Raw genomic sequence first — 14,460 nt, forward strand, 5'->3', positions numbered from 1 at the left:
AATTTTTTTTTTTTTTTTGAATAAAATAGTGCAAATAATAGCGTGTTTTTATTGATTTGAATCAGAAAAGTTAACATTCTGAAAATTATGGATAATGTTATTGATAAAAATAGTTGCTAAGAGTATAATATATCTATAAACAATTAATGCTACTATTTAAGCTTTAAGCTTATAGAGAGGGGATGAACTTTTATGAGAGTTTCAGTAATAGCAAAAAATACGACAGCAACACCTGCATTAAAGGATATGGTAGAAAAAAAATTATCTAAGGTTAAGAAATATTTTAATCCTGATGTTGAAGCTAAGGCTACCCTATCAGTGCAAAAGAACAAACAAAAGGTAGAAGTTACAATACCTTTTAATGGAGTTATACTTAGGGCAGAAGAATCAACAGATGATATGTATAAATCAATTGATTTAGTTATCAACAAACTAGAAAGACAAATTAGAAAGCAAAGAACAAAATTATCTAGAAAAAATAACGAATCTTTAAGATTTACTCAAATAGATGAATTTGCCTTTGAAAATGAAGAAGAAGTATTAGATGAAGAAAACGGAAGGGTTGTTAGAACTAAGAAATTTAGTATAAAACCTATGTCAGTAGAAGAAGCTATACTTCAAATGGAGTTAGTTGGTCATAACTTCTTTGTATTCCAAGATTTTGATGGTAATAAGGTGCATGTTGTTTATAAGAGAAAAGATGGAGATTATGGTTTATTAGAACCAGATTACATTTAATTTTAAATATTTAGAGTAAAATACTAAGGGAAGTGTATAAACACTTCCCTTTTTAGCTATAATTTTATTAAATAGTTACATATTTGTTGAATTAATTATGATTAAGATGGTATAATTTATAAATGTAATTATATAAATATTAATATTAAAAATATCAGCATAAAAATATACGAATTAGAAGGGAAAATTAAAATGGGCTTTTTGGAAAAAATATTTGGATCATATAGTGAAAGAGAAGTTAAGAAATTAGAAAAAGTTGCAGATAAAATAGAAGAATTAGATGAATCTATGCAAAAGTTATCAGATGACGAACTTAGAGCTAAGACTGAAGAGTTTAAAAATAGAATTAAAAATGGTGAAACTTTAGATGATATACTACCAGAAGCTTTTGCAGTTTGTAGAGAAGCTGCATGGAGAACATTAGGAATGAAGCATTACAGAGTTCAGCTTATCGGAGGAATGGTTCTTCATCAAGGTAGAATTGCAGAAATGAAAACAGGGGAAGGTAAAACTTTAGTTGCCACTCTTCCGTTATATTTAAATGCACTATCAGGAGAAGGGGTTCACTTAGTAACAGTTAATGACTACTTAGCATCAAGAGATATTGAGTGGATGGGGAAATTATATAATTTCTTAGGATTAACTACAGGTTGTATAGTTCATGGCTTAAATTCTGATCAAAGAAGAGCAGCTTATGCAGCAGATATAACTTATGGAACTAACAATGAGTTTGGTTTTGATTACTTAAGAGATAATATGGTAATCTATAAAGAAGAAAAAGTACAAAGAAAATTAAACTTTGCAGTTGTAGACGAAGTTGACTCAATTCTTATAGATGAAGCAAGAACACCTCTTATAATTTCAGGTGCTGGAGAAAAGTCAACAAAATTCTATAATGTGGCAGATAATTTTGTTAAGCAATTATTAGCTGAAACTGATTATACTATTGATGAAAAGGCTAACTCTGTAATGCTAACTGATTCTGGGGTTGCTAAGGCAGAAAAAGCTTTTGGACTTGATAACTATGCAGATGCTGAACATTTAGAGTTACAACATTATATAACTCAAGCATTAAAAGCTAACTATGGAATGAAGAGAGATAAAGACTACATGGTGAAGGATGATCAAGTAATCATAGTTGATGAATTCACAGGTAGACTTATGGAAGGTAGAAGATATTCAGATGGTCTTCACCAAGCTATAGAAGCTAAAGAAGGAGTTAAGATTGAAAGAGAATCTAAAACTTTAGCAACAATTACATTCCAAAATTACTTTAGAATGTATAATAAATTATCAGGAATGACAGGTACAGCTTTAACAGAAGAAAATGAATTTAGAGAAATATATTCTTTAGACGTTATAGTTGTTCCTACTAATAAAGAAGTTGCTAGAATAGATAAAAGCGATTTAATATATAAGAATACTAAGGGAAAATATAACGCTATAATAGAAGACATAATTGAATCTAATAAAAAAGGTCAGCCAGTACTAGTTGGTACAGTAAGTATAGAAAAATCAGAATACTTATCTTCTTTATTAAAGAAGAGAGGAATCAAACACCAAGTATTAAATGCTAAATACCATGAACAAGAAGCAGAAATCATATCTCATGCAGGAGAATTAGGTAGTGTTACAATAGCTACTAATATGGCTGGTAGAGGTACAGATATTAAGTTAGGTGAAGGTGTTAAAGAAGCTGGTGGATTAAAGATTATAGGTACTGAAAGACATGAATCTAGAAGAATAGATAACCAGTTAAGAGGTAGATCAGGTCGTCAAGGAGACTCAGGTGAATCAGTATTCTATATTTCTCTTGAAGATGATTTAATGAGAATATTTGGATCAGAGAGAATTCAAGGCGTAATGGATAAATTAGGCTTAGAAGAAGACGAAGCTATTGATCATAAAATGGTAAGTAAAGCAATAGAAAATGCTCAAAAGAAGGTTGAAGGTAATAACTTCGATATAAGAAAGAACCTTATAGGTTATGATGATGTTATGAATATGCAAAGAGAAATTATTTATAAACAAAGATCAGAGGTTCTTGAAGGTAAAGATTTAAGAGATCAAATAAATGAAATGATCATAGATATAGTTACGGATGCGGTTAAAGGACATTTAGACAACATAACAGATAGTATAGAAGTAGAAATAGAAAAATTAATTCAATACTTAGAAGATATATGCCTACCACATAAACTAGTTAAGGTAGAAGATTTAGCTAACTTATCTAATGATGAAATTATAAAGAAATTATTAGATATATTACAAAAAATCTATCATGAAAAAGAAAAAGAATTTGGTGAAGAACACTTCAGAGAAGTTGAAAGAGTTATACTTCTAAGAGTAGTTGACCAAAAGTGGATGGATCATATTGATAATATGGATCACTTAAAACAAGGAATTGGACTTAGAGCTTATAAGCAAATGGATCCAATTCAAGCATACCAAATGGAAGGTAGTGCTATGTTTGACGAAATGATAGAAGGAATAAAGTTAGATACAGTTAAATACTTATATCATATTCAAATACAAAAACCTGTTGAAAGAGAAAGAGTAGCAGAAGAAACTTCAGCAAGCCATGGTGGAGATGAAGGAGATGTTAAGAAACAACCTGTAAGAAATGAAAATAAGGTTGGAAGAAATGATACTTGTCCATGTGGAAGCGGAAAGAAATATAAAAACTGCTGTGGAAGAGAAGCGTAATGTGCTGCCGCACAGTGAAAAAGTAAGAAGTAATAGTGAATAGTTAAGGAAGTAATTTGTTCCAAATTACAAATTGAAAAAAACTCCCTTGGGAGTTTTTTTCCTTAACTCCTATCTATTCATTCTTAACTAAAGAAACTAATAATAAAGAAATTCAGTTTACTGAATTTCATCAGCAATTATGCATTACGCATTATTAATTATAAAAGGTGTGATATTATGATAATTAAGTTAGAAGCAGAATTAGCTAAGCTTAATGATATTAAGAAATTTATAGAAGAATTGAGGGCTTCTCTTTGACAAGGAAGCATTAGAAAAACAAATACAAGAATTAGACTTACAAATGCAAGAACAAGGCTTTTGGGAAGATGTAAAGAGAGCTGAAGAAGTTACTAAGGAAAGCAAAAGAATTAAAGATAAAATAGATAAATTCGATTCATTAGTTACAAGAGTTGAAGATGTAGAAATATTAGCTGAATTAATAGAAGAAAATGATGAGGATTCTATTAATGAAGTTATAAATGAAATAAGAAGTATAGAGAAAGATACTGAAGGATATAGAATAGAGACATTATTATCTGGAGAATATGATAGAAATGATGCCATATTAACACTACATGCAGGTGTAGGTGGAAGTGATGCCAATGATTGGACTGAAATGTTATTAAGAATGTACACTAGATGGTGCGAAAAGAAAGGCTTTAAAGTTCAAACTATTGATTACTTAGAAGGTGATGAAGCAGGAATAAAAAGTGTTACTTTAGAAGTAAAAGGAGAATTTGCTTATGGTTATCTAAAAGCAGAAAAGGGAGTACATAGACTTGTAAGAATATCTCCATTTAACGCAAATGGTAAGAGACAAACTTCCTTTGCATCTGTAGAAGTATTGCCTGAACTTACTAAGGATCAAGATATTGAAATAAGAAGTGAAGACTTGAAGATAGATACCTATAGAGCTAGTGGAGCTGGGGGACAGCATGTTAATAAAACAGAATCGGCTATTAGAATAACACATCTACCAACTGGAATAGTAGTTCAATGTCAAAGTGAGAGAAGCCAATTCTCTAATAAAGATACGGCTATGTCTATGCTTAAATCTAAGCTTATTGAGTTAAAAGAAAGAGCTCATAAAGATAAGATTGAAGATTTAACAGGTGAACTTAAAGATATGGGATGGGGAAGCCAAATAAGATCTTATGTATTCCATCCATACAATATGGTTAAAGATCATAGAACTAATGAAGAAACTGCTAATTTAAATGCTGTTATGAATGGTGAAATAGATAATTTTATTACAGCATATCTAAAAAATAATAAATAATAAGTTTTTTAAGGAGCTGCTTTATGCAGCTCCTTTAATTTATTTTTCTTTTTTTCATATAAGTAATAAATGGAGCAGATACTAAGAATCCAAATAAAATTGAAAATATAAAGATTGAAGTTTTACCATAGAAAAATTTAGTTGTCATACTGTAGGAAGAATCAAAAATTTTATCTTCTATTACACTATAAGCATCATTAATTGCATTTAAGCTAATATGTTCTATAGTATCATTAGGTGTATGGATTCTAGTTAAATCACTATGACAAAAACTAAGGGCATCTATACCTAAATCATTAAAACTAGCATGATCACTTGAATTTTCATAGGCCACTTTTGTAGAAATATTATTCTTTTTAGCTATTTTTTCAATAGATTCAAGAAGTTTTGATTCTTTATCTTTAGAGTCTGCACCTAACATTAAAGTAAGTGGAAAACCATCACTTCCAATCATATCAAAGTTAATAACTTCAGCGTCTTTTAATTTGCTTAAGTTTTTTTCTGCAAAGGCTTTAGAACCTAAAAGACCAAATTCTTCAGCATTTAAAGCAACAAAAATTATATCTCTTTTTGGCTTACCATAGGTTGCAAGAGATCTTCCAAGTTCAAGTAAAAAAGATGTTCCAGAAGCATTATCTAATGCTCCTCCATAAATATTATTAAGAGCATCTGCACCTAAATGATCAAAGTGAGCAGTTAAAACTAATGGAGGAAGAGATTTAGATGTTCCTTCAATAACTCCAACTATATTAAATATTTCCTTTTCCTCTGTAGAAAAAGGAATATTAATAGAGATTTCAGCTCCATCTCGTAAAGAACTTATGAGTTTATTATAGCTGTCAGTATTTATTAATATCAGCATATCATAAGGAAAATCAGTTATAAATGAACTTCTAAAGGAAAAATCATTATTAGGAGCTAAATGAAAAAGAAATTTCCCATCCTTAGTGTTTACTTCAATGTAATTAGAAAATATAGTTATTTTATCTTCGTTAGAAAAGGTTACTTTTGTATTTTTGAAATTAATCATATCTTCCTTAAAATCAACACCATATTTTAGATTTTCTTCATATCCATCATCATAAGAAATTTTTAAATAAGGAGTACTATTATTATTTACTGGAGAAATAACTTTAAAGCTTTCCTTATAGCTATCATTAAGTGGAGTAAGTTTATTATCTTGAAAGTTTATTCTTAGTAATTCTTCAACTAAAGAATTTTCTTTGCTACCAGCAAGTCTACCAGCATATGTTTCTGAGGATAGTATAGCTATACGTTTCTTTACATTATCAGCGTTAAATGGTGAATATGTAAAATTTGAAAATAATGATAGAGATAATAAAACAATTGTAATAACTAGTGATACATAATAAATTAATTTTTTCTTCATAAAAAATACCTCAAAAAATAGTTATAGTTAATACTATTAATTAAGGCTTTAAAATATAACAAATATAAATTTTAAAAAGATTAAGCTTTCTTATATATAAGATCAATAAATCCATTTGTAAAGGAAAATAATATACATATATAAATTGAAGTATTTACTTTATTAGAAAGTATAGAGAAAACTCCTCCAACAATAAAGCTAAACAAAATTATACAATTTATAAATTTTGTTAAGGTTGATTTGCTAACTATTATTTCTTTAGTAGAAGAAATAAGAATTAAAATTAAAGTTAAGAAGTAAAGTATATATTTAAGAGTATTTGAAAATTCTATTATATAGTATTGATTTAAAATAATAATAATTATGAAAAATACGAGAAGTATGTTAATTATTTTATTAATAAATATAGAAAGTCTATTCATAACATCACCCTACTGTAAAATTTTTACAATTATAATTATATACTTAATTTTACATAATATCAAGATGACAATATATAAAAACATAAAATTGTATTATAATAATAGTATGATTTTTTTTAGGAGGAAACCTATGGTTGATATAGTAGGAAGAATAGCAGAGGAACTTGGAATAAGTTTAACTCAAGTAAATAATGTTATTACATTACTTGATGATGGCAATACTGTTCCATTTATTTCTAGATACAGAAAAGAACAAACTGGAGCATTAAGTGACGAAGTCTTAAGAAAATTTCAAGATAGATTAATTTATCTTAGAAATTTAAAAGAAAGAAAAGAAGATGTATTAAGACTTATAGATGAACAAGGTAAATTAACAGAGGAGATTCAAAAATCTTTAGAAAAGGCTTTAACTTTAACAGAAGTTGAAGATATTTATAGACCTTATAAACAAAAGAAAAGAACAAGAGCAACAATTGCCTTAGAAAAGGGATTAAAGCCTATGGCAGAGCTTATTTTATCTGGACAATTTAAAGGTGATATAAAAGAAGAAGCTAGAAATTATATAGACGAAGAAAAGAAAGTAATTACTGAAGAAGATGCTATAAATGGAGCTTTAGATATTATTGCTGAATCAATATCAGATGAAGCTAAATATAGAAAATGGATAAGAAGTTTAGTATTTAAAGAAGGTAAAATTGAATCAAAGGGACAAAGTGATGAACATACTCCTTTTGAAATGTATTATGAATATAGCGAAGATGTATTTAAAATACCACCTCATAGAATTTTAGCTATAAATAGAGGTGAAAAGGAAAAAGTCTTAAATGTTAAGATAACTGTTAATGAAGATAAGATAATATCTTATCTAGAGAAAGAAATATTAAAAGGAAATAATACTACTGATGAATATTTAAAAATTGCAATTAAAGATTCATTAAAAAGATTAATATATCCATCTATAGAAAGAGAAGTTAGAAATGAATTAACAGATAAGGGTGAAGATGGAGCAATAAAAATATTTAAAGAAAACTTAAAGTCATTACTTATGCAGCCACCTATTAAGGGGAAGGTTGTAATTGGATATGACCCAGGATTTAGAACAGGATGTAAAATAGCTGTATTAGATAGTAGAGGAAGATTCTTAGAAAATACTACAGTATATCCAACAGCACCACAAAATAAAGTAAAAGAAACTAAAGAAGTATTAAAAAAATTAATTAATAAACATAATGTAGAAGTAATTTCATTAGGAAATGGAACTGCATCTAGAGAGTCTGAAGAAGTAATATCAGAAGTAATATCAGAAATAAAAAAAGAAACTGGTAAAGAGGTTTCTTATGTAATAGTATCAGAAGCGGGAGCATCAGTATATTCAGCTTCAGAGCTTGCAACTAAGGAATATCCAGATTTAGATGTTACTGTTAGAGGAGCTATATCAATTGGTAGAAGATTGCAAGATCCTATGGCAGAACTAGTAAAAATAGATCCAAAAGCCTTAGGTGTTGGTCAATATCAACATGATGTTACACCTAAAAAGCTAGATGAATCACTAACTGGAGTAGTAGAAGATTCAGTAAATAAGGTGGGAGTAGATTTAAATACTGCAACACCATCATTACTTACTTATATAGCAGGTATTAATTCAAGTATAGCTAATAATATTGTTCTTTATAGAGATGAAGTTGGTGGATTTAAAAGCAGAAAAGAACTTTTAAAAGTAAAGAGACTTGGACAGAAGGCTTACGAACAGTGTGCAGGATTTTTGAGAGTTATGGAAAGTAAAGAACCACTAGATAATACATCAGTGCATCCAGAATCCTATGATGTAGCAAGAAATTTAATAGCTTTACTAAATTATAGTAGTAATGACTTAAAAGAAAATAATCTTAATGATATAGATGAAAGAGTTAAGGAAAAAGGAGTGAAAAATATATCTAAAGATTTAGATATAGGAGAGCTTACTTTAGGAGATATTATTAAAGAACTTAAAAAGCCCGGAAGAGATATTAGAGATGAGATGCCAAAGCCTATTTTAAAAACTGGTGTAATAGATTTAAAAGACTTAAGTGAAGGTATGGTATTAATGGGAACCGTAAGAAATGTATCAGACTTTGGAGCCTTTGTAGACATTGGAGTTCATCAGGATGGATTAGTTCACAAAAGTCAAATGGCAGATAGGTTTGTAAAGCATCCTTTAGATATAGTTAAAGTTGGAGATATAGTAAAAGTGAAAATTCTTGAAGTAGATAGCAAAAGAAATAGAATATCCTTATCTATGAAAGGAATAAAGGAAGAAGATTGTTAAAAAATTTACTTGCAACTAATTATAAATAGGAATATAATAATAATATAAATAAATTATCTTCAGGGCGGGGCGTAATTCCCCACCGGCGGTATAGCCCGCGCGCTAGTTTTAGCATGATTCGGTGAAACTCCGAGGCCGACAGTATAGTCTGGATGAAAGAAGGTAAGGTGTTAGATATGCTTATTATGTATTTAATTTAGCAAATCTTATTTCTTATGATTTTTAATCCCTGATGTGATTTTACATTAGGGATTTTTTTATTTATGTGAAATATGTAAAATTATAAAGAAAGTTGTTAAATTACTATCAGAGTTAAGTAACTAACCCATGCCCCAGGGGATATCTTTTGGGAGGAATTAAAATGAACAATCAACAAAACAAAAATCTAAACAAATTTATTAAAATTTCACTTTTAGGTGCCATAGCAGTGGTACTTATGTATTTCGATTTTCCAATACCTTTTTTACCATTTCCATGGCTTAAAATTGACTTAAGCGATATTCCAGCACTTATGGGAGCTTTTGCTTTTGGACCTATGGCAGGGGTATTAGTGGAATTACTAAAAAATCTATTGATTTTAATTGTTAAAGGAACAGGAACAGGTTTTGTTGGAGAAATGGCTAATTTTATAGTAGGAGTTTCTCTAGTTGCTCCAGCAGCATGGGTTTATAACAAAAATAAGGGCAAGAAATCAGCTTTACTTGGAATGATATTAGGAACTATAAGTATGGAAATCATAGCAATTATAGCTAATGTATACTTCCTATTACCAGCATACGGAATGAAAATGGCGCCAAGCGAAACAATTCAATATGTAACTATAGGTCTTTTACCATTCAATGGTATAAAATCTATAATGGTATGTGGAATAACTTATGTTTTATATAAGAAAGTGTCATTATCAATTTTCCATGTAGATTCAAATTTAAGTAGTAGAAGAAAAGGAATATTAGTTCCATTTAAATAGAAGATAGAATTTAGAGCTGTTTATACAGCTCTTTTTTATATTTAAATTTATTTTTAATATGCTATAATAATATGGTTGCGAATGCAACTATATTATTATATATTAAAAGTATTCAATTTAGTTATTTAGGAGCTTGCTATGAAAGATTTAGAGTGTGAAAATATAGCTAAATATATATCAGAAATTCAAAGAATGGGGAATATATTTTTTAAAAAGGAGTTATTCCATTTATGATTAGGATATGGGCAATTTAATTTTTTTATGGAGTTATATAAAAAAGATTGAGTAAGGCAAGAGGACTTAGCACTAAATTTAAAAATTGATAAGGGTACAACAGCAGAGCAATTAAAAAAGTTTATATAGGAGGATTGTAATTTAATGAGTACACAAGAATTATTGGCAAAAGAAAAGATAAGTAAATTACTATTAAAATATTCAGTACCAGCTATTATTGGTATGTTAGTTAATGCTTTATATAATGTAGTAGATAGAATATTTATAGGAAATATTCCGGGGGTAGGCTCATTAGCTATTACAGGTGTAGGTGTAACATTACCTATAACTACTATTGTTTTAGGATTTTGTATGTTAGTGGGCATAGGTGCAACTACCACCATTTCAATTAAAATGGGACAAGGTAAAAAAGATGATGCAGAGAAGGTAATAGGAAATGCTATAACCCTATCTATAATAATTGCAGTATTCCTAACTATAATTGGAATTGCTTTTGGAGATTTTATTTTAACTAAATTTGGAGCAAGTGAAAATACTTTATATTATGCTAAATCATATATCTACATAATTTTATTAGGAACAGTATTTAATGTAGTGGGATTTACTTTAAATAACACTATTAGAGGTGACGGAAACCCAAAACTTGCAGCTACAAGCATGGTTGTTGGATGCTTAACTAATATAGTATTAGATGCTATATTTATTTTTGTGTTTAATATGGGTATTCAAGGAGCTGCTATAGCAACTATAATCTCACAATTAGTAACAGTTTTAATAGCTATTAGATATTATGTAAGCGGTAAATCTAACTTAGAGCTTAAGAAATCAAATTTAAGATTAAATAAAAGTATAGTATTAAGCATATTAGCAATAGGTGTATCACCATTTGCTATGCAAATTGCTGCTAGCTTAGTTCAAGTAATTGCTAATAACGTACTTAAAACTTTTGGAACAGATATTGCCATAGGTGCAATGGCTACAATATCATCTGTTAGTCTTATGTGCTTAATGCCTATCTTTGGGATAAATCAAGGAGCTCAACCTATAATAGGATTTAATTATGGAGCTAAACAAGAAAAAAGAGCTCAAGAAGCATACAAATTATCCTTAATAGTTGCAACTATTATATTAGTTTTAGCATTTATAGTAGTTCAAAGCTTCCCAGAAGCTATAATAGGAATATTTAATAAGGATCCAAAGTTTATGGATGTTTCTGTTAAGGGATTAAGAATATACTTAATGATGTTACCAGTAGCTGTAATATCAATTACAGGATCAAACTATATTCAATCAATTGGCGAAGCAAAAACAGCAATGATTCTAAGTTTATTAAGACAAGTTATATTACTAATTCCATTTATTACGATTTTACCAAGAACGTTTGGCTTAGGAGTAAATGGAGTTTGGATAGCTCAACCATTAAGTGATTTAATTGCATCACTAATAACTGGGATTATATTAATTAAATTTATGACCAAAAAAGACGTAAAAATTGATAATGCATTATTAGAAGAAGTTAGTTAGAAAAACATAAATAAAAAAGATGCTATGTGATTTTAAAATTAATATATCACAACTAGCATCTTTTTTTATTATATTAAATATTTAAGTATTTTGTCATTAGGATAGCATCTTCTTTGTTGTCTTCATAATAGCCTTTTCTAAGACCATCAACTGTAAATCCACTTTTTTTATATAGACCTTGAGCAGCATAATTTGAAGCACGGACTTCTAGATTTATTAAAGTGCAGTTTAAATCATTACATAAATTAATTAAGGAATCTAATAATTTATAACCAATTCCATGCTTCCTATAGTTAGGCTCTACAGCTATATTAGTTATGCTTGCTTCTCCAACTACTATCCATACACCAACAAAACCAATAACTGAATTTGCATTCTCATCTTTAGCAACTATATATTTTGCTAAAGGATTATTTAATTCCCTTTTAATTGATTCTATGCTCCAAGGTGTAGAAAAGGAAGAAGTTGATATATCAAAGATTCCTTTAACATCTTTATCAGTCATTAAATTATAAGTTATTTTCATTTTTTAATGCTAACCTTTTTTCTAATTCTCTCTGTGCTTGAGGCTTCTTTAAATAAAATGGAGATGAATTTAAATCATCTTGTTCATTATTTAATAACATTTTTATGCCTAATTCTCCTAAGGAAGAAGCTCTTATAATACTTAGATGATTTGGAGCAAAAATAGCATTAGGCAAATGTTCTAATAAATAATCCTTATGTTTATTTACTGCATCTCCAGTAAAAATAACATCTTCACCTTTTTCTTTTAATAAATCTATTAATTCATCTAATTCTAAAGCTGAATAGTCTATTAATTTTTCTAAACTTCCATTATTTCCTTTATAAAGGCATGTATAAACACTGCTTCTTAAGGCATCCATTATTGGACATATTATTCCATTAAAGTTTACAAGAGAATAAGCAAGGGCATCTAAACTAGATATGCTTATGTAAGGTTTATTTGAACCAAAGCTTAAGCCCTTTACAGTAGCCATTCCGATTCTTAATCCAGTAAAGGAACCTGGACCTTTTGAAACTACAAATCCATCTACATCATCAATATCTAGGCTAGAGTCCTTTAAAAGTTTATCAACTATATCCATAATTAAAGTTGAATGCTCTAATTTATTATTAATTGTGTATTCTGCAATTAAATTATTTTCATCCAAAAGAGCGGCAGTAGTTACTTTTGAGGCTGAATCTACACTTAAAACTATCATAAGTTTAACTCCTTTATATAATTATATCTTTCACCGTAAGGAGTAATAGTAATATTTCTATAATTTTCTCCTTTAGATAAGTCTTTTTCTATTAGTATATGTAAGTATTCATTAGGTAATATTTCTTCAATGTAATTAGCCCATTCGATTATAGAAACTCCATTTGAAAAAATATAATCATCAAAGCCTATAGCATAAATTTCATCAGGATCACTTACTCTATAAACATCGAAATGATATAATTTAATTCTACCTGAATCATATTCATTAACTATAGTAAAAGTTGGACTAGTAATATATTCATTTATATCTAAACCTTTTGCTATTCCTTTAGTTATATGAGTTTTTCCCGTTCCTAAATCTCCAGTTAAACAAACTATATCACCAGGATTTAATAATTTACCTATAGCAAATCCAAGATTAGTTGTTTCTTCTATATTATTAACATTAAAATTCATTTGAAATCTCCTTTCCAAGGAATTTATACTAATATATATTCTATCTAAAATGAAGAAAAAAGGAAAGGTAAAAATATATACATAATTTAACTTGTCACTAATATGTAAAAGATTTGTAATTCTTTTTTACTCATGATAAGATACAATAGATATATAATTAGATTATTATAATTTTCAGGAGGATATTAACATGAAGAAGTTAACATATGCTTTAGTTATTTTTACTTCTATATTATTTTTTGGATTAACATTTTCCTATAATCCTCTTATGGCAAATCCAACAGATGAGTTAGATGAAGAAAGAGATACTTATTTAAATATATTAACAGTAAATAAAGAAATGTATAACATGGTTAAAGCTTTAACCTTAGATAAACATAGTGTAGAGTATTTATTTACTAGTGAAAAGGAAATGAAAGATTTTAATATAAGTGAAAATACTATAAATAATGTATTAAATATGGACCTGTTTATATATAATGGTTTAGGTTATGAGAAGTGGATAAATGTTGTATTAGATAATTCCAAAAATTCTAATGTAGGAGTTATAAATGCTAGTAGAGGAATAAGAACTATTTTAAAGGCTTTATCAAGGGAAAGTGAAGAAAATCCATATTATTTATTAGGATTTAATGAATATAAAATAGCATTGTACAATATAAAAACTTCATTACAAGAAAGAGATATTAAAAATAGAAGTTTTTATGAAGAGAATTATAAGAAAGTAACTGAAGAACTAGATAAGTTCTTAAGTGAATCTAAAGAAGAATTAAGTAAATATAAGGATTATAAAATATTTACTAATACAGATAAGTTTGATTATTTATTTAGAGATTTAGGTATTCAAATAATTAAACTAAAGGATACTGATGAAGAAATAGATGAAGAATTAACTAAAAATATATTTATTTACGACAAAGATGTTGATAATTTAAATGAGTTAAAGAGTAAAATGAAAAAAGAATATAGTTATATTGGTCTAAGCTCTGAAGGTGAAATAAATGTATTAACTGAAAATGTTATTAATATTCTTGAGGAATTAAAAAAATAAAAGTAATATTAGTAGTTGATTTTTAGATATACATAAGTTATAATATTTATTGTCACGTAAAGGGGTATAGCTCAATTGGTAGAGTAGCGGTCTCCAAAACCGTTGGTTGTGGGTTCGA

General features: G+C 28.1%; 11 protein-coding genes and 1 riboswitch. Of the genes, 7 read left to right on the forward strand and 4 right to left on the reverse strand.

The window, feature by feature from the left end:
- Window positions 1–192: 192 nt before the first annotated feature.
- The 3 genes from raiA (at window position 193) to prfB (ending at window position 4,765) form a co-directional block, all read left to right on the forward strand.
- Window positions 193–738 carry a ribosome-associated translation inhibitor RaiA gene (gene raiA, locus HUJ77_RS09850; protein WP_291708413.1) on the forward strand — a complete coding sequence of 182 codons (546 nt, stop codon included), beginning with the start codon at window positions 193–195 and terminating at the stop codon, window positions 736–738.
- Between the two features lie 192 nt (window positions 739–930).
- Complete coding sequence (gene secA, locus HUJ77_RS09855) at window positions 931–3,444, forward strand: preprotein translocase subunit SecA (RefSeq protein ID WP_291708414.1); 2,514 nt, start codon at window positions 931–933, stop codon at window positions 3,442–3,444.
- 219 nt (window positions 3,445–3,663) lie between these two features.
- Window positions 3,664–4,765 (forward strand): peptide chain release factor 2 gene (gene prfB, locus HUJ77_RS09860; protein WP_366033200.1). Its coding sequence is split into 2 segments (ribosomal slippage): window positions 3,664–3,741 and window positions 3,743–4,765, totalling 1,101 coding nucleotides; the frame shifts between segments, so codons are not numbered across the junction.
- A gap of 34 nt (window positions 4,766–4,799) precedes the next feature.
- Here the strand turns inward: prfB and HUJ77_RS09865 are convergent.
- Entirely contained in the window at window positions 4,800–6,155 is a 1,356-nt protein-coding gene (locus tag HUJ77_RS09865) for a M28 family metallopeptidase (RefSeq protein ID WP_291708416.1), read from the reverse strand.
- A gap of 552 nt (window positions 6,156–6,707) precedes the next feature.
- On the opposite strand from HUJ77_RS09865, the gene HUJ77_RS09870 reads away from it, so the two are divergent.
- The 3 genes from HUJ77_RS09870 to HUJ77_RS09880 all read left to right on the forward strand — a co-directional run bounded on the left by HUJ77_RS09870 (window position 6,708) and on the right by HUJ77_RS09880 (window position 11,607).
- Window positions 6,708–8,882, forward strand: a complete 2,175-nt coding sequence (locus tag HUJ77_RS09870; protein WP_291708417.1) for a Tex family protein — start codon at window positions 6,708–6,710, stop codon at window positions 8,880–8,882.
- Window positions 8,883–8,933: 51 nt separating this feature from the next.
- Window positions 8,934–9,050, forward strand: a riboswitch (FMN riboswitch).
- Between the two features lie 193 nt (window positions 9,051–9,243).
- Window positions 9,244–9,849 (forward strand): ECF transporter S component, encoded by a 606-nt coding sequence (locus tag HUJ77_RS09875; protein ID WP_291708418.1) that lies wholly within the window; start codon window positions 9,244–9,246, stop codon window positions 9,847–9,849.
- Between the two features lie 378 nt (window positions 9,850–10,227).
- Window positions 10,228–11,607, forward strand: a complete 1,380-nt coding sequence (locus HUJ77_RS09880; protein ID WP_291708419.1) for an MATE family efflux transporter — start codon at window positions 10,228–10,230, stop codon at window positions 11,605–11,607.
- A 73-nt stretch (window positions 11,608–11,680) separates the two neighbouring features.
- Here HUJ77_RS09880 and rimI read toward each other — a convergent pair whose 3' ends face one another.
- Genes rimI through tsaE form a run of 3 tightly spaced genes read right to left on the reverse strand, consistent with a single transcriptional unit; the run spans window position 11,681 to window position 13,291 of the window.
- Entirely contained in the window at window positions 11,681–12,133 is a 453-nt protein-coding gene (gene rimI / locus HUJ77_RS09885) for a ribosomal protein S18-alanine N-acetyltransferase (protein WP_291708420.1), read from the reverse strand.
- Window positions 12,117–12,833, reverse strand: coding sequence for a tRNA (adenosine(37)-N6)-threonylcarbamoyltransferase complex dimerization subunit type 1 TsaB (gene tsaB, locus HUJ77_RS09890; RefSeq protein ID WP_291708421.1), 717 nt, complete (start codon window positions 12,831–12,833; stop codon window positions 12,117–12,119). The genes rimI and tsaB overlap by 17 nt, the downstream gene beginning before the upstream one ends.
- Window positions 12,830–13,291, reverse strand: a complete 462-nt coding sequence (tsaE, locus tag HUJ77_RS09895) for a tRNA (adenosine(37)-N6)-threonylcarbamoyltransferase complex ATPase subunit type 1 TsaE (protein ID WP_291708422.1) — start codon at window positions 13,289–13,291, stop codon at window positions 12,830–12,832. The genes tsaB and tsaE overlap by 4 nt, the downstream gene beginning before the upstream one ends.
- A 190-nt stretch (window positions 13,292–13,481) precedes the next feature.
- Between tsaE and HUJ77_RS09900 the strand changes: the two genes are divergently transcribed.
- Window positions 13,482–14,342, forward strand: a complete 861-nt coding sequence (locus HUJ77_RS09900) for a zinc ABC transporter substrate-binding protein (RefSeq protein ID WP_291708423.1) — start codon at window positions 13,482–13,484, stop codon at window positions 14,340–14,342.
- The last annotated feature ends 118 nt before the right edge of the window (window positions 14,343–14,460 follow it).

The organism is Clostridium sp. (genome assembly GCF_021443865.1).
Classification (GTDB): Bacteria; Bacillota; Clostridia; order Clostridiales; family Clostridiaceae; genus Clostridium.

What these genes read in the sequence shown, in the direction of transcription:
- raiA (WP_291708413.1), top strand. Translation starts at nt 193, where the DNA reads ATGAGAGTTTCAGTAATAGCAAAAAATACGACAGCAACACCTGCATTA.
- secA (WP_291708414.1), top strand. Translation starts at nt 931, where the DNA reads ATGGGCTTTTTGGAAAAAATATTTGGATCATATAGTGAAAGAGAAGTT.
- HUJ77_RS09865 (WP_291708416.1), bottom strand. Translation starts at nt 6,155, where the DNA reads ATGAAGAAAAAATTAATTTATTATGTATCACTAGTTATTACAATTGTT.
- HUJ77_RS09870 (WP_291708417.1), top strand. Translation starts at nt 6,708, where the DNA reads ATGGTTGATATAGTAGGAAGAATAGCAGAGGAACTTGGAATAAGTTTA.
- HUJ77_RS09875 (WP_291708418.1), top strand. Translation starts at nt 9,244, where the DNA reads ATGAACAATCAACAAAACAAAAATCTAAACAAATTTATTAAAATTTCA.
- HUJ77_RS09880 (WP_291708419.1), top strand. Translation starts at nt 10,228, where the DNA reads ATGAGTACACAAGAATTATTGGCAAAAGAAAAGATAAGTAAATTACTA.
- rimI (WP_291708420.1), bottom strand. Translation starts at nt 12,133, where the DNA reads ATGAAAATAACTTATAATTTAATGACTGATAAAGATGTTAAAGGAATC.
- tsaB (WP_291708421.1), bottom strand. Translation starts at nt 12,833, where the DNA reads ATGATAGTTTTAAGTGTAGATTCAGCCTCAAAAGTAACTACTGCCGCT.
- tsaE (WP_291708422.1), bottom strand. Translation starts at nt 13,291, where the DNA reads ATGAATTTTAATGTTAATAATATAGAAGAAACAACTAATCTTGGATTT.
- HUJ77_RS09900 (WP_291708423.1), top strand. Translation starts at nt 13,482, where the DNA reads ATGAAGAAGTTAACATATGCTTTAGTTATTTTTACTTCTATATTATTT.